Raw genomic sequence first — 18,591 nt, forward strand, 5'->3', positions numbered from 1 at the left:
TCCCTCTACATCGTCCTCGCGATCAGCATTTTCATCACTTCGTTGGCGCCGCCATAGATGCGCTGGACGCGGGCGTCGGCATACATCTGGGCGATGGGATATTCATCCATATAGCCGAAGCCGCCATGCAGTTGCAGGCACTCGTCGATAATCTTGCATTGCAGATCCGACACCCAGTATTTCGACATCGAGGCGGTGGACGCATCGAGCTCTCCCTTCAGGAGAAGCTCCGTACAGTGATCTGCGAACACTTTTGCGACAGTCGCCTCGGTCTTGGCTTCGGCGAGCTTGAACTGGGTGTTCTGGAAATCGAAGATGGTCTGGCCGAACGCCTTGCGGCCTTTGACATAGGCCACCGTCTCATGGATTGCGCGCTCGATCATGCCGACGCCCTGAAGGCCGATGACATGACGCTCCTGCGGCAGTTTCTGCATGAGCTGGATGAAGCCCTTCCCTTCTTCCCCGCCGAGCAGGTTTTCTGCAGGAACGCGGACTTCATCGAAGAAGAGTTCAGACGTGTCGGCTGCGTGCTGGCCGACCTTGTCGAGGTTGCGGCCACGGCGGAAACCTTCGGCCTTGTCGGCTTCGACAACAACGATGGAGATGCCCTTGGCGCCCTTGGTCGGATCGGTCTTGGCGCAGACGAGGATCAGGTCTGCGGTCTGGCCGTTGGAAATGAAGGTTTTCGAGCCGTTGAGGATGTAGCTGTCGCCATCCTTCTTCGCGGTCGTTTTCATGCCCTGAAGGTCGGAGCCTGCGCCCGGCTCGGTCATCGCGATGGCGGTGACGAGTTCGCCGGTGCAGATTTTCGGCAACCAGCGCTGCTTCTGCTCTTCGGTGCCATAGGCGGTGATGTAGGGGGCGATGATGGCGTTGTGCAGGGTGATGCCGAAGCCGTCGATACCCTTCCACTGCTGCTGCTCGATGATGATGGCCTCATGGCGGAAATCGCCGCCCGCGCCGCCGTATTCCTCGGGAACCGAAGCGCCGAGCAGGCCCATTTCGCCGGCCTTGGTCCAGATCTCGCGCGGAACGATGCCGGCCTTGCGCCATTCGGCGACATGCGGGGCGCATTCCTTCTCGAAGAACTGGCCCACGGCATCAGCGAAAATCTCGAGCTCTTCGTCCTGACGCCAGTTGGCTTTCGGGACGTTCAGCGGGCTCTCATGCATCGGTATCCTCCACTTCGTGTCGCGGCGTCAGGTTGCCGCTTACGTTCACGTCAGCATGTAAGCGTGGCGGCCCGGATTCTCCAGCCGTGCCGCCACGTCAGGACTGCGCCTCAGAACTCGGCTGCTTCCAGCGCCATCATGGCGCCAGCGCCGGTCTTCACCTTGGCGAGGTGGGCGGCCGCATCGGGCAGCATCCGCTCGACAAAATAGCGGCCGGTGGCAAGCTTGGCGGTGTAGAACGGGTCGCCCGCGTCCTTCTTCTCCAGCGAGAGTTTTGCCATGCGTGCCCACATATAGGCGAGCGCCGTGAGGCCCATCAGGTGCAGGTAGTCATGGCTGGAGGCGCCGGCATTGTTGAAGTCGCTCATGCCGTTTTGCATCAGCCACATTGTGCCATCCTGCAGCTGGGCGCGAACGGTTTTCAGGCCCTCGATATAGGGCTCGAGACCTTCCATCTTTTCGTTCTCGGCGATGAACTCGTCCATCTCGCCGAAGAAGGAGAAGACAGCGCGGCCGCCATTGGCGCCGAGCTTGCGGCCGACGAGATCGAGCGCCTGAACGCCGTTCGTGCCTTCATAGATGAGGGTGATGCGGCAATCGCGGACGACCTGCTCCAGGCCCCATTCGCGCGTGAAGCCCGAGCCGCCATGGATCTGCAGGCCAAGGTTTGCACTCTCATAGCCCTTATGGGTGAGATAGGCTTTCACCACCGGTGTCAGCAGGGCCATATAGTCCCCTGCCTTCTCGCGCACTTTTTCGTCCGGCGATTTGTGTTGCAGGTCCCCCTGGAAGGCCATCCAGTAGGCGAAGGCGCGGGCGCCCTCAATGAACGCCTTCTGCTCCAGCAGCATGCGGCGCACATCCGGATGGACGATGATCGGGTCGGCAGGTTTTTCCGGAGCCTGCGCGCCGGTCAGCGAGCGGCCCTGGACGCGGTCTTTGGCGAAGTCGAGCGAGTTCTGATAGGCGAGCTCTGCCTGCGACAGGCCCTGCAGACCGACGCCAAGGCGCGCTTCGTTCATCATCACGAACATGGTGCGCATGCCCTTGTGTTCTTCCCCGACCAGCCAGCCGGTGGCGCCGTCATGGTTCATCACGCAGGTCGCGTTGCCGTGGATGCCCATCTTCTCTTCAAGGCCGCCGCAGAAGACCGGGTTGCGCTCGCCGAGGCTGCCATCCTCGTTGACCAGGAACTTCGGCACCAGGAAGAGCGAGATGCCCTTGATGCCTTCCGGGCCGCCCTCGATACGGGCAAGGACAAGGTGAATCACGTTTTCGGTGAGGTCCTGCTCGCCGCCGGAAATCCAGATCTTCTGGCCGGTGATCTTGTAGGTGCCGTCTGGCTGCGGGACGGCTTTGGTCTTGATGAGGCCGAGGTCCGTGCCGCAATGGGGCTCGGTCAGGTTCATCGTGCCGGCCCATTCGGCAGAGGCCATCTTGGGGCCGTACTTGGCTTTCAGCTCGTCCGAGCCGCCGGCCATCAGTGCCTGGAAGGCGCCGTGCGTGAGGCCCGGATACATGCCGAACGCCATGTTCGAGGCCGAGACCATCTCAGTCCAGGCAATATTGACGACATGGGGAAGCCCCTGCCCGCCCATTTCCGGATCGGTCGCCAGCAGCGGCCAGCCATTCTCGACCAGCTGTTTGTAGGCATCGGGGAAACCGTCAGGGGTCTTCACGCTCGCATCGGCATTGCGCTTGCAGCCTTGCTTGTCGCCCACGGCGTTCAGCGGGAACAGGACGTTCTTGGCGAATTTCGCGCCTTCATCGAGGATCTGGTCGATCGTTTCTGGCGTCGCATCGGCAAAGCCGGGAAGGTTCGCATGGTTCTGCAGCTGCAGCACTTCATGAAGCACGAACTGCATGTCGCGGACGGGGGCGTCATAACGGGGCATCTTGGAAGGCTCCTCGATTGGAAAAGGTTTGACGCCTTAAATGGCAAAGCGTGTTGGAAAAGTCATTCCAACACGCTCCGTTATCTTCAAAATTGTCAGTAGTGAAGTATCAGACTTCGTCGAGCTGCTTCCGGGCGACCTGCTCGTAAGCGGCTGCCTGACGCTTGGTTTCTTCGGACGGGCCGGGATTTTCGACGATGCCCTGCAGCCAGTCGATGCCCTTATAAAGCTCGGTCAGGGCGGTATCGATGTCCTGGCGCTGGACTTCGAGTTCGCGGGCCTGCTTGCGGAACTTCTCCAGCATCATGCGCGTCTGGGCGCGTTTGCCGTCATTCAGGGCGTACAGGTCAAGGATTTCGCGGATATCGGCCAGCGGAAGGCCGAGGCGCTTCAGGCGGACGATAATGGTGAGGCGTGCGCGGTCGCGGTTGGAATACAGGCGCATCATGCCGTCGCGGGCCGGATGCAGCATGTCCTTGTCTTCGTAGAAGCGCAGGGCGCGGGGGGTAACCCCAAACTCGCGGGCAAGCTCGGAGATCGTGTAAGTACGTGATTCTGCAGCAGAAATCGATGAGGTGGGCTTGTGCATGGCTGTCTCCCTTGATGTGCAGTTTTTATTATTCTTATTATTAGTCAGGGCAGACTATCCGGGTTTCCGCGAACGTCAACGTAAATTTCCGCTTACGCGAACGGAAACTGTTGGCAGGGCACCTGTCAGCATTCCACAACTGCCCTAATCCCCGGAATTAACAGAATTAACGCGCCCTTAAGGGAATGCGCCGCATTTCTGGACAAGTATGAACAAATAGGCCGCTCGCCTTAACCTGGCTGGGCGGCTGACTGCGCAAGGAGTGGGCGCAATGAGCCAGACGGGACCCTGGAGCGTAAAGGGAATCGACCAGCGAGCCCGCGAGGCGGCGCGCGAAGCCGCCATGGCGGAAGGGATTACGCTGGGCGAATACCTGAACCGCCTGCTGATGGCGGCCGAGGATACTCAATATGATGAGTACCGCGCATCTTATGACGGTCCCAGCTATGGCCAACCGACCTACCGCAATCCGCCACGTCAGGCCCGCCCGGACTATCGCGGCGAATACCGCGCCGATCCCCGCCCCCAGCAGGACGCTGCCTCTGCGCTGGAACGCCTGTCACGCCGCATCGAAGCAACCGAGGCACGCTCGACCCTGGCCATCACCGGCATTGACCACACAGTGCTCGGCCTGGTCGCCCGCATCCAGAACACCGAACAGACCAATGCCGCCGTTGCAGGCCATGTCGAAGGCCTGATCGAAGAAATGCGCGCCACGCATGAGGCGCTGCAGGCCAAAGTCCGCCGAATGGAGCAGGATGAAGCAGGCAAGCAGAACCTTGACGCGCTCAAAGCGCTTGAGGCTGCGCTCGGGAAACTGGCTGACCATGTCTATGAAGAAGCCGAGCTGACGCAGAATGAGGCACTCGCAATCAAAGGCCGTGTGGAGTCCGGCTTCGGCGATCTCACCGAACGGGTTGAGAGCATGGAGACGAAAGTCTCCAGCTCGCTCTCAGAAACCGCCGCGCGTATCGACCGCGCTGTCGAGCAGGCAGAGCAGCGCGCCGAAGGCGTAACCCGCCACCTTTCCGAACGCCTCGGCAAGCTGGAAACCGATTTCGAGGACCAAGCCGTCCAGATCGAAGCCAGCGTCAACGCACGCATCGACGACCTTGAACTGCAGACCAGCGCACGCCTAGCTGATGCTCAGAAGGCGGAAGAGCGCCTGACTGCCGTTGAGGACGATGTTTCGGGCGCGCTGACCTCAATGGAAGCGACACTGCTGCGCGTGCAGGAACGGCTGAACCGCGCGGAAACAACAACAGATACGGCCCTCAAGGGGCTGGAATCGACCTTCGCATCGCTGGATGAGCGTATCGACGCTGTCGCCAAATCGGTTGATCCAGAACTGGCAGAGCGCCTGCGCAAGGAATTCGAGGCCCGCTTCGAAGACATCGCACAGATGGTCCGCTCGACCGTCGACAATGCGCGCGAGGAGATGGCGAGCGAAATCTCACGCGCCGCCGAACAGGACGCGGAAGCAGAAAATCTGCTTCGAACCGAGATCGGTGATCTCAAGGCCCGCCTCGCCGAAGTGGAAGCCCGCGATCCCGAAGACATGACGGCAGGCGTGCGCGAAGAGATCGAGCGCCTTGGCACGACTGTGACCGAGCGCATGGACGCGTTGGCTGAGCACGTCGAAACGCGGCTGGAAGAAAGCGAGATCCGCAGCGCTGAGGCCATCGAACAGGTGGGTGAGCAGGTGACCGTCGCGGCTGTGCGCCTGCAGAAACGTCAGGACGAAGCCCTGTCTGCACTGGCACAGGAAATTGAGGCCAGTCGCCAGACGACCGATGCGCGCCTCTCCGACGCGCTCGCCAGCGTCTCTGAACGTCTCGAAGAGATCCACAGTCAGTCGACCGAGTCGCTTTCGCCAGTGCAGCGCGCCATCGCCGCACTCGCCACACGCCTCGAGAGCCTGGAGGCTTTCACCGTGCCGCCCGGCACGGAGCTGCCGCCACCGCAATTGCTGCCGGAACCACCTTCTTCGTACACAGAAGAAGTCAACCCGACGGTCTTCGCGGAAGAGCCCCCCCCTCCCCCGGCGGATCTGGCCGAGGACGATGCCGAGGATTTCGAAGCGGGCGTCAGCTTCGAAGACCTGCTCACGCCCCCCGAGGCCTCCGCGGAGGCCGAGTTCAGCACCGGATTTGCCGACTGGGACAAGCCGCAGGAAGAAACCGTTGACAAGGCCCCCGAAGAAGAAAGCCCCTATGGCGCAGACTTCGATGCGATCCGGGCCGCCGTTGAACGCCTGAGCTCGGTAACGAGCGGCGCACAGCCTGAAGAAGCCCCAGAGGCAGAGGCTCCGGCCCAAGAGGAAGCGGGCAGCGCTTATGCCGAAGCAGCAGACGACCATTCAGAAGACGATGTCTTCGATGATGCGTTTGAAGATGACTTCGTCGCCGGCATCGGCGCGGACGATGCCTTCACGGCAGGCCCGCCGGACGCGTTTGCCGAAGACGAGGAAGACTACGATCCACTGGCCGAACTTGCCGGGCTGGAAGAGGCCCGCAGCGAGGCGCGCGAGTCCGATATTTTCGATAGCGAAGATATCGACACCGGCTTTGTTGCAGACGCCGCACCGGAAGAAGACGAAGCCGGCCTGATCGACACGCTCGACAATGCCGTGGCTGACCGCGACGCAGAGACGAGCGACTATATCGCCCGCGCTCGCCGCGCAGCGCTTGCCGCCGCAGACCCCCAGTCAAAAGCGCGCCTTCTGCCGGGCAATCAGCCCAAACAGAAAAGCCGCGGCAGCGCGCGTGCGCCGTTGCTGATCGCTGCATCTGCCGCAGTGCTGACCGGCGCAGCGGCGGGTGGCTACATCTATCTGCGCGGCAAGCAGCCCCATGCGCCCACAATTTCCGGCCCTATCGACACATATCTCGACCCGGTCTTCGCGGCAGCTCCGCCAGCTGAAGAAACATACACCGAGTTCGCCGCCATCGACGACATGGCGATGGGAGCCGTTGCCGAAGAAGAAGAGCTCTTCGACAGCGCCGAGGGCGCAATCGAGGAAGACATCTTCGGATCGCCGGAAGCTGGCATGCAGGAGGCTGCCGAGACGTCGATCCCGGTGGTCGAGGCTGCCGCCCAACAAGTCACCGCCCCCGCTACAGCGCCAGTCGAAACGCTGGCCTCGCTGAACCCGCCCAAGGCGGCAAGTTATCCGCAGATCCCGGCCGTCGTCACGATCGAGTCCGAGGCGAACGCGGGCAACGCCATTGCCCAATACCAATTGGCACGCAGCCAGATGGCAGATGGCGACCTTGACGCTGCCGTGCCGCTCCTGCGCCGCGCCGCGCTCAAAGGCATGGCGCCGGCTCAGTATGATCTGGGCAAGCTCTATGAGCAGGGTCTTGGCGTCGACCAGGACATGGTTGAGGCACGCAGCCTCGTCGCCAAGGCAGCTGACGCTGGCCATGTCGGCGCGATGTATGATCTTGCGCTCTTTATGGCGGAAGGCGAAGGCGGCGATCTTGACGAAGCCGGCGCCGTCCAGTGGTTCCGCAAGGCTGCAGATCACGGCTTCCTCGACGCGCAGTATAATCTGGGCGTGATGTATGCAGAAGGGATCGGTACACAGCAGGATCTCGCCGAGGCGCTTTACTGGTTCGATCTTGCCTCACGCGGCGGCGACAACGGCGCGAAGCTGGAAGTTGGCCATCTGACATCCCGCCTGCCCGCCGAGACGGTTGCAGACGTAGCGGAGGCTGCCAGCAACTGGACGGAGTTGCCGAGCATCGCGATTGCCAATGGCCGCTTTGGTGCTCAGCGCTGGAACACTGGCAATCCGCTCCAGGTGCAAGCCGTGCAAACTGCGCTGTCGCGCCTCGGCTTCCTTTCCGGGGAAGCGGACGGCGTACTTGGTCCGCAGACGGCAAACGCCATTCGCGCCTATCAGAACAGCGAAGCCTTGCCGGCAACGGGCACGGTTACGCCGGAGCTGATCGAACGCCTCAACGCCGGCGCCGTGCGCGGTCGGGGCTGAGGCGCTTCAGCCTAGTCGCCAATCGGAGCCGTGAGGTCGATCCGGCGCAGCTCGGTGACCTTGCCGCCCTCGACTTTGCCTTCGACAAGCTCAGAATTGATCAGCGCCAGCACGCGACCGCCCGTGAAGATGGGACGCGCATTGCCGTACCAATCGACGCAGGACACTTCGCACTCATAGCCAGAAGGCGATGGCAGATCAGGATCGACGCGGGTTGCGTCGAGCAGGCCAGCTTCGGAGAGGCTGCCATCGGGTGACGCGGTCAGATAGGTCATGTCTGAGCTTTCCGACCACCACCACCAGCGGTCGGCATCGTCCGAAAGCGGAACTGTAGGCAGGCCGATCAGACCCTTGCCGTCTGCATCGATCCGGCTGTTGAAGGCGTGGCTGCGGTTCTCGCTTTCAAAGCGTCCCTTCAATGTCAGCGTTCCAGACACGCGCGGCTCTGCGCGCAAGTCGATCAGCGACAGGCTGAGGCCTGCATGATCGTGGTAGCCGGTCACCGCCATGTAAGGCCCTGCCCGCTCGGCGCGGATCACATCGTGCGGCAGCTCCAGCGTGACGGGCTGTGACGGATCGGCGACCGGCACGACGATGGCTCTGCCATTGTCTCTCATTTCGTCATCAGAGGGGGGCCATCCGCCCCAGCCTTCGCGCGCGCCATAGACCAGATGCTTTTCAGTGAACCGCGCTTCGTAGGAAGAGACGCCCGGAGAAGGCAGATCGAAGTAGCGTCCACCTGCTGCATCCTGAAAGACGTAGCCAAGGTCACTGAGCGGTACGTCGAAATAGGTAAGATCAGCCGCGTCCTTCTCATACCAGGGCGAGCAGTCGCGGTGGCGCCAATCGAGCACGGCGCGGAAGGTGCCGGCATCCATGTCGAGCGAGAACTGGTTCTGAGGCTCACCGCGCACGCTCAGCACGGACGGCATCGCGCCATCAATCGGCAGGCGCACCAATGCCGAGGGCGCAATGTCTGCAAGCTGAGGGCGCAGACCTTCGGAACAATCGGGATAATCCATATCCTCGCCCAGTTCGCGCTCCAGCTCTTCTTCAGCCGGGCTCATCCAGAGCCAGAAGGCATCCTTCGTCACGAGGAACTCATGCGTCTCGGTGCCGATGATTGCCGTCGCCTTGCAGGCAGGCACCGCTACGTCGGTGACGCCTGCAATATCGCAGACCGTCACGGTATGGATCACCGGCTTGAGTGTGCGCTGAACCGGCATCCAGATGTCGGTTGCCGAGAAAAGCGGGCGGCCGTCTTCCAGTTCGGTTCTCTCGCGGAAGCCATCGCCGTCTTCGCGGCGCCATTCGCGGATCACCGGAATGTCCAGCTCATCCCACCAGCCACGCCCTTCAAGATAGATGGGCGTGTGGATGACGAGCTTTCCGCCGATCATGCGCGTGGCATAGTTCGATCCCGAATAGTAATCGTTGGACGAAATGTAGAAGGTCGCCTGCCGCGTCACCTTCCCGTCTTCACCGAGATTGAGCACAGTGTATTCGGTCGCCTCTTCCGCATAGGAATATCCCGTCACCAGGATCGTGCGGCCCGCGACCAGCACTTCATCATACCAGGTGTCTTCGTCGCTTGAGCGGTAGACATCAGCGCGGTCTGCAAGCTTCAGCCCCGGCGCCCCATCCGGCATAAGGTCCGTCACGAAGAGACGCCCATCCTGAAGCACGACGAGATATTGCCCAATCTGCTTGATGATGCCGCCTTCATCGACGCCGGCTTTCTGATTGTTGGTGATCTCCGGATTGTCGGCCGAGCCTGGAATGGAACTGCCGGTCACGGTGATCGTCTCTTGCGCGGCTTCGGCGGGCGCCTCAGCTGCCATCTCACCGTCCATCGAGCCGGGCATCGCCATCATCGGCATCGGTGGCGGGCGCACTACGCCGCGCTCGCGCGCAGCTTCACGTGTCAGCTTCAGCCAGCCAGAGAACTCTTCTTCCGAGCTGAACTTGGAAAGTGCCGGAGACCGCAGCGCATCAATCGCGGGATCTTCGAACACGGAGAGCGCTTCATCCATCTTCGGCAGAGCTAATTCCGCAAACCGGTTCTCGAGAACAACCGCTTGCTCAACAAGATCGTCCGGCTTCGTCGGTTGCGCAAAATTGCTGCACGCCGTCACCACGAGCGCGAGCAGCGGAAGGCCATAGATCAGTTTCATGATGCGCGTCCCCTCAAACGTATGCTCATACTAGCCCAACCAACTGCGGCAGAGTAGTGGCCGTGCCGGGGCAGAGTTGGCGCGGCGTCGGCAGTTCCCTTCCCCGCAAAACCGGCATACGTCTTCGCGCATGACAAACTCAAACGACATGCCGCTCGCCGCCAAGCCCATCAACCGCGCCGCCCATCGCCGTACGGACGAAGCCTGGCTTGAGCAGGCCATCCTGCGCGAAGACGCCCTGATACTCCTGCTGAAGGCCGGCGAACCTTTCGTCACGGCTGAAGGCGGCCTTTACTGGTTCGGACCTGAAGCGTTGCGCGTCTCGCCCGGCAGCCCGCGCCTCTTCCTTGGCGAAGACAAAGCAGGCGCGCCAATCTTTGCGCTCGACCTTCCGCCCAAGTTCGATCTTGCCGGTTCGCTCATCGCCGGCGCGGGAGAGTTCTCCGACTTCCGGCAGGCAGCAGCGGGCATGGCCGCGATGGATGCCAACTGCGCATCCACCGCGCGCAGTCTTTTCCTGTGGCATCAGAGCCACAGGTACTGCGCAAAATGCGGCGGCGCGAACGGCGTGGTCGAAGCCGGCTGGAAGGCACAGTGCGCCAACTGCGGCGCCGAACATTTTCCGCGTACCGATCCTGTCGCCATCATGCTTGCCGTGAAGGATGACCGCGCGCTGATAGGCCGGCAGAAATTCTGGCCACCAGGCTTCATGTCCTGCCTTGCAGGCTTCTGCGAACCTGGTGAGACGATTGAACAAGCTGCGGCACGCGAGTTGTTTGAAGAAGCCGGAATCCTCTGTGATCCCAGCAGGGCCGAGTATGTTGCCTGCCAGCCATGGCCGTTCCCTTCTTCGCTGATGATGGGCTTCATCCTGCCCGCTGACAACGAAGACATCACGGTCGACTCCAAGGAGCTTGAGAGCGCGCGCTGGGTCACACGCGCGGAGATGCGGGACATTATCGAAGGCAAACATGCAGAGCTCTTCTGCCCGCCGCCGACGGCCATCGCACATCACATCATGAAAGTTTGGGCGTTTCGGAGCGATTGACCGTGCACGGAATGCTCCAAGGATTCTCCTCATTTGTGAAAATCAGGAGTTGATTTCTCCCGAATCACGATATTATTGGCGGGCCATAGATAGGAGATCAGACATGGCAGTTGCAAAGAAACCCGCCGCCGCGAAAAAGCCGGCTGCTAAAGCTCCGGCGAAAAAAGCTCCGGTTGCTAAAGCTGCTCCGGCCAAAAAACCGGCCGCCAAAGCTGCACCGGCGAAAAAGCCGGCCGTGAAGGCTAAAGCTGCTCCGGCCGCTAAAGCTGCACCGGCGAAAAAGCCGGCAGCGAAGCCCGCTGCAAAGCCGGCCGCTAAGAAGAAGTAAGTCCACGGACGATCTTCGGACCAAACGGGCGGGCCAGTCTCGCCCGTTTTTTTGTGTCTGAAATCAAGGCATTACAAACTTCGCCAAACATGCCGCCCAGCACTCAAATCCGGAAGGTTTTCAGATCCGGTTTTACATACCGCGCTACTCAAAATCACCGCGCGCTCCACGCCACCAAGGCAATGCACCGGTTCCTTTCCGGAACCAGCGCCTCGCTTCGGCCTCGCTGAAGCGCCATAGCCCTACTCGTTCAGCGCAGGCCAGTTCGTGTCGGCGCGCGCGATGAAGCCAGGAATGTCCGCCTCCCATTTCTTCTGAACTGCGGCGCTGTAGTTCAGGTAGAGCTTCCCATCAATGATCTTCCAGAAACGCGCATCGCCCTTCGCGTGGTAGCCTTGCGAAACAGCCCATGCGCAATACCCACCATACTGAGGCGCATAGGTTTCAGGCGCAGCAAGAAACACATCGCGGTTTGCTGCGCTGGCGAAGCGGAAGGTCGCTCCATTATAGGACGCGGTGAACGCCCGCTCTCCTTTTACCGGCTTGCCTTCCCGGAAGTAGGCGACCGGATCGTAACCCTGCACCGCTACGCCTGAGAAGAGATCCGTATAGACAGGAGGTTCAGCGGCTGCCTGGGGCGCGAGCGCGGCCATCGGCGCTATCATGATGGCGGCTGCGAAGAGAAGAGGCCGGGGTTTCATCCGTGGAGGACCTTTCCTTTAGGTGATGGCTGGCGAGCCGCGGAAGCCAGAGGAGATCGACGCTTCTGCGGCTCGCATCATGCAGAGCCGGGAGAGGGCGGCGCCTGCTCCGCATGTTGCCTGGCGCCTGGCGCCACCAGGACATTGACGATCGCAACGGCCAGCGCGCCAAGCGTTGCGCGCCCTGCGATCACCATGGCGATAGATGAAAGCCAGACGACAACTGCCATCGCGAAAAGGCCGCCGCCATCCATGTTGGGATCAACGCCGAGCGGCGTGAAAAGATGGAAGCTGACTGCGCCCGTCATCACGGCTGAGGCGATCAGCGCCCCAAGCGTGCGCAGGCGTGCCAGTCTTGGCAAGAGGCTCGCCAGGAGCAGAGTGGACGCCACAAGCTCCGCCGATCCGATCACATACTGGCTGAAGAGGCCTGTCTGCGCGAAGAGACCACCTGCACCGAAGCTGGCCGCCCAGGCATCGAGCTTGCCAAAGATCGTCTGCGTCTCGGGCGCGTTGGTAAACTTGAAGCGCAAACTGTCCAGGAAGACTACAGAGGCCACCAGACTATAGGCAACGGGAACTAGACTGCTCAGACGTATCTTCATTGGCCTCCCCTTCTCCATCCGGCTTGTGTTGTGCCACCGCTTGGGTTTTCGGCACAAAGCAAGTAGTCGTGAGGAAGATACACAGCCGCGTGATCGCGGCTCTTCAGCTTCCGGAGGGATGGTTTGGACAGGATTGAAGCAATGCGGCTCTTCGTGCGGGTTGCCGATGCGGGCAGCTTCTCGCGCGCCGCCGCCGATCTGGAGCTCGGCCAGCCGACTGTCTCGCGGCGGATCCAGGATCTCGAAGCAAGCCTTGGCACAACCCTCTTCCAGCGGACGACACGTGCGCTAAGCCTGACCGAAGCGGGCAATCGGTTCTATCGCCGTGCAGTCGACATCCTGACGGAGTTTGATGAAGCGGAAGCCGAAGCGCGCGGCCTTGAGCATGCGCCGGTCGGACTCCTGCGCGTTTCCTGCTCGCACTCCTTCGGCCGCCGGGTTGTCGCCCCCGCCGTGCCGAGCTTCCTCACGGCTTACCCTTCAATCCGTTTCGACCTTATCTCAGACGATGCGATCACGGACCTTGTCGCCGATGGCGTCGACATTGCATTCCGGCTGGGCGAACTGCGGGACTCACGCCTCATGGCCAAGAAGCTTGGCGAGGCGCCTCAGGTGCTTTGGGCGTCACCAGAGTATGTCGCCCGCAAGGGCGCGCCGCAAACCGTCGAGGAATTGAAGGACCACAATGCAGTGGTGTTCCGTCATGTGCGCCAGACGAGCTGGGAACTTCGCCGCGCCAATGAAGTGTTCGAAGCGCGCGTCGATGGCCCGTTCCGCGCCTCATCCGGTGAAACGCTGCTGGAGGCGGCCGCCGGCGGCCTTGGCATCTTCCTCGCGCCGGCCTGGCTCGCCTCCGAATGCTATGGCGATCACAGGCTTGTCCGTGTGCTGCCAGACTGGGAAGGCCCTTCCCTGTCCATTCACGCGGTTTGGACCTCGGGCAAGCTCCGCGGCAAGGCGCGACTCTTCGTCGAGCATATCGAGCCCGCGATTGCGCACGCCTGCTCGCTCGCAAAACTGCAGACGGCTACAGACGCGCGCTGATCGCCTTGGGGAAAACGCCGAGAATCTTCAGCGACTGAGAAAAGAAGCCAAGCTCTTCCAGCGCGAGCTGCACCGGGCGCTCATCGGGATGCCCTTCGATCTCGGCATAGAATTGCGATGCTTCGAATGAACCGCCGACGAGGTAGCTCTCCAGCTTCGTCATGTTTACGCTATTGGTCGCGAAGCCACCGAGCCCCTTATAGAGCGCTGCCGGAATGTTGCGCACTTCGAAGAGGAATGCCGTCTTGGCGGGACCATCGCCCGCATCGATCTCTGCCGGCTCACGGGACATGATGACGAAACGCGTCGTGTTGTGCGCGGCGTCCTCGATATTCTCTGCCAGGATCTCTAGGCCATACACTTCAGCCGCAAGGCGCGGAGCAATTGCGGCGACAGAAGGATCGTTGAGCTCAGCAACTTCACGGGCGGCGCCGGCGGTATCTGCTGCAGTGACCGGATCGATCGAGTGCTTGCGCAGGAAGTTGCGGCACTGGCCGAGACCCATGATGTGCGAGCGTGCCTTTTTCACCTGATCCAGCGATGTGCCGGGCAGCGCCATCAGCTGGAAGCGGATCGGCAGATAATACTCGCCGACAATGTGCAGTTGGGTGGTGGGCAGCAGGTAGTGGATGTCGCCCACGCGGCCGGCAATGGTGTTTTCCACAGGGATCATTGCCAGTTCGGCATCGCCCCGCTCCACGGCCATGAAGCAGTCTTCAAAGGTCCGGCAGGCCATCGGTTCGAAATCCGGAAACGCCTCACCGCACGCAATGTGCGAGTTCGCGCCGGGTTCGCCCTGATAGGCAATTTTGCTGGTCATGCCGGAATTCCCTGTGTTGAAGAGCCCCCGGCATGCGTCTGATCGCCGCGACGGCGGGGGGAAGCGCCTGGAACAGGCACCGTTTATATTGTGCGCACCCGGTTAGCGTGCCAAAAGGCGCGCGCCAAGACGGAATAACGACACAGATTCGAAGGAATGCCCCATGGGAGAGCTCGGTCTAAACAAGATCATCGGAGCATTGCTCGCAACGGCGCTCGGTATCATGTTGCTCATGCAGCTTCCGAACGTTGTGTTTGCCAGCAGCGCCGGCGGTCACCATGGCGACGAGCATGGCGAAGCCGCCTCAATGTCGGAACAGATGTGCCAGAAGTTCCACTACTGCGTTGAAATCGCTGAATCTGCCGGCCCTGCTGTCGTAGAAGAAGTGTTCGACCTGGGCGCAGCCCTTGCCAGCGCGGACCTGTCGCGCGGTGAGCGTCTGTTCGCCAGCCAGTGCTCGACCTGCCATACCATTAATGCGGGCGGCGCCAATGGCACCGGCCCGAACCTCCACAACGTCGTGGGCGCCAACAAGGCTCACCTCGCTGGCTTCGCTTATTCGGGCGCCATGGCCAACGCTGGCACCAGCTGGACCTACGAGAACCTTGATTCCTGGATCAAAAATCCCGGCGCTTACCTGCGCGGCACGTCGATGTCGTTCGCTGGTATCCGCCGTGACAGCGACCGCGCGGCGGTGATTGCCTACCTGGCGGCCAACACCGAAAACGCCCCGGCGTTCCCGGAGCCGCTGCCGGCTGCGGATGAAGCGACCGATGAGGCGGCTGTCCCGGCTGAGGGTGAAGTGGTTGAGGGTGAGGCTGCACCTGCTGAAGATGCTGCAGTTCCAGCCGAAGGCGAAGCTGCACCGGCGGCGGAAGAAGGCGCTGCGCCTGCTGAGGCCCCGGCTGAAGAAGCCCCGACCGAGTAAGGCGAACCCGCCGCTCCAAAGAATGACAAACCCCGGCTTCGGCCGGGGTTTTTCTTTTGGAAACAAGGGGATGACCTGAGCTTACAGCCAGACCGGCGGCTGGGCGCGGGCAGCGGCGAGGTCGATGCGGCGGACCGACAGGACTGGGCCGACGATTTTCCCAATTCTTTCAACGGCTTCGGCGAGGGGTTCCTCGGCGGTCATCATGTGATGGGCGTTGGCGTGCAGCAGGTGGCCAGGGGCGGTGAGGATGCCGACATGGCCTTCCCAGAAGACCAGATCTCCGCGCCGGAGCGTGTCATTCTGTGCCCAAACCGTGTCATTTTGAGTACTTTTGGATACGGGCGGTGTCACTTCGGTCCCGCTCCATGCCATTTGCATATCGGAGTCGCGCGGGAGGAGGACGCCGCAAGCCTCGAAGGCCTGCTGGGTGAGACCGGAGCAATCAAGCCCGAGACTTTCCCGCCCGCCCCAGAGATAGGGCGCGCCCAGAAAGCGGCTGGCGACCCCGGCGGGGTCACCCTCGAACACGCCGAGGCCAGCCAGGTGTCTTTCATGAACCCAGCCTGCCCGCGCACACTCGACCCAGGCCCCTTCCCGGAGGCCCGTCGCAGTGACCCGCGCGCCGAGGCTGAGGGTCAGGACGGGCGGCGCTTTCACATCCGGCGCCGGGAAGGCGTAGGTGCGCAGGGCGGAGACCTTATGGGTGGGCGTCAGAATGGCCGGGGCGAGGCCTGCGGCGAGCGCCCAGCCGGTATAGCGATCGCGCCGGCACTGGACGCGGGCGAAGGCGCCCTCCTGCCCGAACACGTCCAGCGTTTCGCCGTGCAGGGCAAAGGTACCGGCTTCGGCATCGGCGCGCGGCGCCTTGCGGACAGCAACTGCGCCGGAAGCGACCTGGAATAGGGTGGCAGGACCAGCCGGGCGGGCAAGGCGCGGATCGTTAAAGTCCGGCATTGGCGGGCAGCTCCCTTAGCGGGCGCCCTGCTCAGGCCACCGCAGAATTGCGGCGGGCAGGTTTGCCCGAGCCTGCTTCTTCGCCGGAAGCTGCGGCGAGGACAAGGCGGGCGAAGGCGCGCAGATAGCCCATGCCTTCGGGCGTGCGTTCCACGAAGATGGAGCGCAGGTCCGTATCGTCCGGCAGACGGCGGATGAAGCCGAGGCGTTCGAGCGCATCCAGCGCGCGGGTGATGGCAGGCTTGGCGATGCCGAGATGTTCAGCCAGGCCGCGCACCGTATGCGGGCCGGGCGCGAGCGCGATGGTCATCAGAACGGCTTGCTGGCGCGCGGTAAGATCGGGCGCATCAGACCGCACCGATGCCGTGACCGCCTTGCGCCAGAGATCCAGCCCTTCCCGCTCCGACAACTGCATCCCGCCATGCCTCCTACGCTACGATCATTTCGCCTGAAAACTGAATCTCAGGTGATTTGCAGGCAGCGTCCAGAGCCTCTTGCCGCCTACCCCCTTCACATTCGGCTCAAAACACCAGACATAGGGAACATGGCTCGATCAGACGCCCATCCACACGGCCACACTCATGGACCGGCGAACACGCCCTGCGCTCCGCAGGACGCAGACGCCTTCCTTGCGGAAGCTGAAACGCTTGTCGCGCGCCGGGGCCAGAAAATGACGCGCATCCGCCGCAAGGTGCTTCGCCTGCTGCTGGAAAGCGAGGGGCCAGCAAAGGCGTATGACCTGCTGGCGAACCTAGACGGCGAAGGCGCCGCCAAGCCGCCAACCATCTACCGGGCGCTGGACTTCCTTCAGGAGACCGGCCTCGTTCACAAGATCGAAAGCCTCAACGCCTATGTCGCCTGCGGCCATACGAGCCACAGCCATTCGGCAGTGTTTCTCATCTGCGAGGAATGCCAGTCTGCTGAAGAGCTGCACGCAGTTGAGACAAGCAAGGCGCTTGAGAAAGAAACTGAAGCCGCCCGCTTCCATTTGACCCGCGCCGTGATCGAAGTGCGCGGGCGTTGCAGGAGATGTGCCGCATGATCCCACTCTGGCAGGGTAGCTGCAACCAGTGGGACTGCGACGAGATGGGGCACATGAATGTGCGCATCTATGTCGAGAAACAACTGGAAGGCCTGGTGACGCTGGCCCATGAGCTGGGCATGCCTGAAGCGTTCCGCCCGAACGCGCCGTCAACCGTCGTGCCCGTGGACCAGCATATCCGCTATGTGCGCGAAGTGCTGCCGGGCAAGCCGATTTCGATGCAGGGCTGCGTGCTGGAGATCGGGGAAAGCGACGCGGTAATCTATCAGGAAATGCGCCATTCCGATGGCCGCCTGGCAGCCGCCTTCCGCACACGAATTGCCCATATCGACACCGCCGAGGGCGAGCGTTTCCCCTGGACCGCCAAGACCCGCGCACGCATGGAAGCCCTGAAAGGCGAAACGCCTGAAGAGGCCCTGCCCCGCAGCTTCGATCCCGAAAAGCCGGGCATGGCACTGAAAGACATTACGCTGGACTACGCAAAATCCATCGGCGCACCCTATATCGGCATGGGCGCCGTTCCGCCCGCCCATTGCGGCGTGCACGGATGGATGGAAGCCTCCTGGGTGATCGGGCGGCTGTCCGACATGGTACCCAACCTTCTCTATGACTGGCGCCAGCGCGTGGGCGAAGCGAGCGCCGATAACAAGCGCATGGGCGCGGCCGTCCTGGAATACCGCCTGCGCTATCACCGCCTGCCGCGCGTGGGCGACCGGTTTGTGGCGTACTCTTCCTTTGGCGGGGTGAACGGCAAAACGCATTCGCTGGTCCACTGGCTGATGGACCCGGAAACCGGCCGCCCCTGGGCGACCAGCGAAGCAGTCGCCATCACACTGGACCTGGACGCGCGCAAGGCCGTGGCCGCGCCGCCGGAGATGATGCAGGAACTGGAAAAGATCGCGCCGCGCGGGCTGGGCATCTGAACCGCCGCAACGGCAGGGATTTACAAGCCCCGGCACCATCGCAAGGAATTCTTCCGGACAAACAACTGGAGGAAACCCAATGGCAGCCTATGTGATCCTGATCCGCGAACGCCTGCGCGACGCAGATGCCATGGCGCGTTATGGCGAGGGCGCCAAGAACGCCCGCGGCGACCACAACATCACGCCGCTGGCCTTTTACGGGAAACATGAAGTGACCGAAGGGGCCGAGGCGGACGGCATTGTCATCCTCTCCTTCCCCACCATGGCCGAAGCAAAAGCCTGGTATGACAGCCCCGCCTATCGCGAAGCGCGCGACCACCGTTTTCAGGCGGCCGATTATCGCGTCATCTTCGTCGAAGGCGTGTAAGGCG

The 18,591-nt window shown here is 62.2% G+C and carries 17 protein-coding genes; 8 read left to right on the forward strand and 9 right to left on the reverse strand.

Going from position 1 to position 18,591, the window contains the following annotated elements:
• Positions 1-5 precede the first annotated feature (5 nt).
• From K1X12_RS00580 to K1X12_RS00590, 3 genes are all read right to left on the reverse strand, one after another.
• On the reverse strand, positions 6-1,172 hold the full coding sequence (locus K1X12_RS00580; protein ID WP_220985698.1) for an acyl-CoA dehydrogenase family protein: 1,167 nt from the start codon (positions 1,170-1,172) through the stop codon (positions 6-8).
• Positions 1,173-1,282: 110 nt separating this feature from the next.
• The gene (locus K1X12_RS00585) at positions 1,283-3,067 is read right to left on the reverse strand and encodes an acyl-CoA dehydrogenase C-terminal domain-containing protein (protein ID WP_220985699.1); all 1,785 of its coding nucleotides are present in this window, start codon (positions 3,065-3,067) and stop codon (positions 1,283-1,285) included.
• A 109-nt stretch (positions 3,068-3,176) separates the two neighbouring features.
• On the reverse strand, positions 3,177-3,656 hold the full coding sequence (locus K1X12_RS00590; RefSeq protein WP_035593225.1) for a MerR family transcriptional regulator: 480 nt from the start codon (positions 3,654-3,656) through the stop codon (positions 3,177-3,179).
• 271 nt (positions 3,657-3,927) lie between these two features.
• On the opposite strand from K1X12_RS00590, the gene K1X12_RS00595 reads away from it, so the two are divergent.
• Positions 3,928-7,650: a peptidoglycan-binding protein gene (locus tag K1X12_RS00595; protein ID WP_220985700.1), complete on the forward strand. Its 3,723-nt coding sequence runs from the start codon at positions 3,928-3,930 to the stop codon at positions 7,648-7,650.
• A gap of 11 nt (positions 7,651-7,661) precedes the next feature.
• On the opposite strand, the gene K1X12_RS00600 is transcribed toward K1X12_RS00595, so the two are convergent.
• Positions 7,662-9,824, reverse strand: coding sequence for a beta-propeller domain-containing protein (locus K1X12_RS00600; protein ID WP_220985701.1), 2,163 nt, complete (start codon positions 9,822-9,824; stop codon positions 7,662-7,664).
• A gap of 130 nt (positions 9,825-9,954) precedes the next feature.
• Here K1X12_RS00600 and nudC point away from each other — a divergent pair, with 130 nt between their 5' ends.
• Positions 9,955-10,872 carry an NAD(+) diphosphatase gene (gene nudC / locus K1X12_RS00605; RefSeq protein ID WP_220985702.1) on the forward strand — a complete coding sequence of 306 codons (918 nt, stop codon included), beginning with the start codon at positions 9,955-9,957 and terminating at the stop codon, positions 10,870-10,872.
• A gap of 103 nt (positions 10,873-10,975) precedes the next feature.
• The gene (locus K1X12_RS00610) at positions 10,976-11,200 is read left to right on the forward strand and encodes a hypothetical protein (protein ID WP_220985703.1); all 225 of its coding nucleotides are present in this window, start codon (positions 10,976-10,978) and stop codon (positions 11,198-11,200) included.
• A gap of 242 nt (positions 11,201-11,442) precedes the next feature.
• On the opposite strand, the gene K1X12_RS00615 is transcribed toward K1X12_RS00610, so the two are convergent.
• Both K1X12_RS00615 and K1X12_RS00620 read right to left on the reverse strand, forming a co-directional pair.
• Complete coding sequence (locus tag K1X12_RS00615; protein ID WP_220985704.1) at positions 11,443-11,901, reverse strand: YHS domain-containing (seleno)protein; 459 nt, start codon at positions 11,899-11,901, stop codon at positions 11,443-11,445.
• Positions 11,902-11,978: 77 nt separating this feature from the next.
• Positions 11,979-12,506 carry a hypothetical protein gene (locus tag K1X12_RS00620; protein WP_220985705.1) on the reverse strand — a complete coding sequence of 176 codons (528 nt, stop codon included), beginning with the start codon at positions 12,504-12,506 and terminating at the stop codon, positions 11,979-11,981.
• Between the two features lie 141 nt (positions 12,507-12,647).
• Here K1X12_RS00620 and K1X12_RS00625 point away from each other — a divergent pair, with 141 nt between their 5' ends.
• Positions 12,648-13,550, forward strand: a complete 903-nt coding sequence (locus K1X12_RS00625; protein ID WP_225907818.1) for a LysR family transcriptional regulator — start codon at positions 12,648-12,650, stop codon at positions 13,548-13,550.
• Here the strand turns inward: K1X12_RS00625 and K1X12_RS00630 are convergent.
• Complete coding sequence (locus K1X12_RS00630) at positions 13,534-14,370, reverse strand: prephenate dehydratase (RefSeq protein WP_220985707.1); 837 nt, start codon at positions 14,368-14,370, stop codon at positions 13,534-13,536. The genes K1X12_RS00625 and K1X12_RS00630 overlap by 17 nt on opposite strands.
• Positions 14,371-14,533: 163 nt before the next feature.
• Here K1X12_RS00630 and K1X12_RS00635 point away from each other — a divergent pair, with 163 nt between their 5' ends.
• Entirely contained in the window at positions 14,534-15,298 is a 765-nt protein-coding gene (locus K1X12_RS00635) for a c-type cytochrome (RefSeq protein WP_220985708.1), read from the forward strand.
• A gap of 81 nt (positions 15,299-15,379) precedes the next feature.
• Here K1X12_RS00635 and K1X12_RS00640 read toward each other — a convergent pair whose 3' ends face one another.
• Positions 15,380-16,255: a C40 family peptidase gene (locus K1X12_RS00640; RefSeq protein WP_220985709.1), complete on the reverse strand. Its 876-nt coding sequence runs from the start codon at positions 16,253-16,255 to the stop codon at positions 15,380-15,382.
• Positions 16,256-16,286: 31 nt separating this feature from the next.
• The gene (locus K1X12_RS00645) at positions 16,287-16,670 is read right to left on the reverse strand and encodes a MarR family transcriptional regulator (protein WP_220985710.1); all 384 of its coding nucleotides are present in this window, start codon (positions 16,668-16,670) and stop codon (positions 16,287-16,289) included.
• A gap of 129 nt (positions 16,671-16,799) precedes the next feature.
• On the opposite strand from K1X12_RS00645, the gene K1X12_RS00650 reads away from it, so the two are divergent.
• The 3 genes from K1X12_RS00650 (at position 16,800) to K1X12_RS00660 (ending at position 18,587) form a co-directional block, all read left to right on the forward strand.
• Positions 16,800-17,297: a transcriptional repressor gene (locus K1X12_RS00650; protein WP_220985711.1), complete on the forward strand. Its 498-nt coding sequence runs from the start codon at positions 16,800-16,802 to the stop codon at positions 17,295-17,297.
• Positions 17,294-18,220, forward strand: a complete 927-nt coding sequence (locus K1X12_RS00655; RefSeq protein ID WP_220985712.1) for a thioesterase family protein — start codon at positions 17,294-17,296, stop codon at positions 18,218-18,220. The genes K1X12_RS00650 and K1X12_RS00655 overlap by 4 nt, the downstream gene beginning before the upstream one ends.
• Before the next feature lie 79 nt (positions 18,221-18,299).
• Positions 18,300-18,587, forward strand: a complete 288-nt coding sequence (locus K1X12_RS00660) for a DUF1330 domain-containing protein (RefSeq protein WP_220985713.1) — start codon at positions 18,300-18,302, stop codon at positions 18,585-18,587.
• Positions 18,588-18,591 lie beyond the last annotated feature (4 nt).

The organism is Hyphomonas sediminis (genome assembly GCF_019679475.1).
GTDB classification, from domain to species: domain Bacteria; phylum Pseudomonadota; class Alphaproteobacteria; order Caulobacterales; family Hyphomonadaceae; genus Hyphomonas; species Hyphomonas sediminis.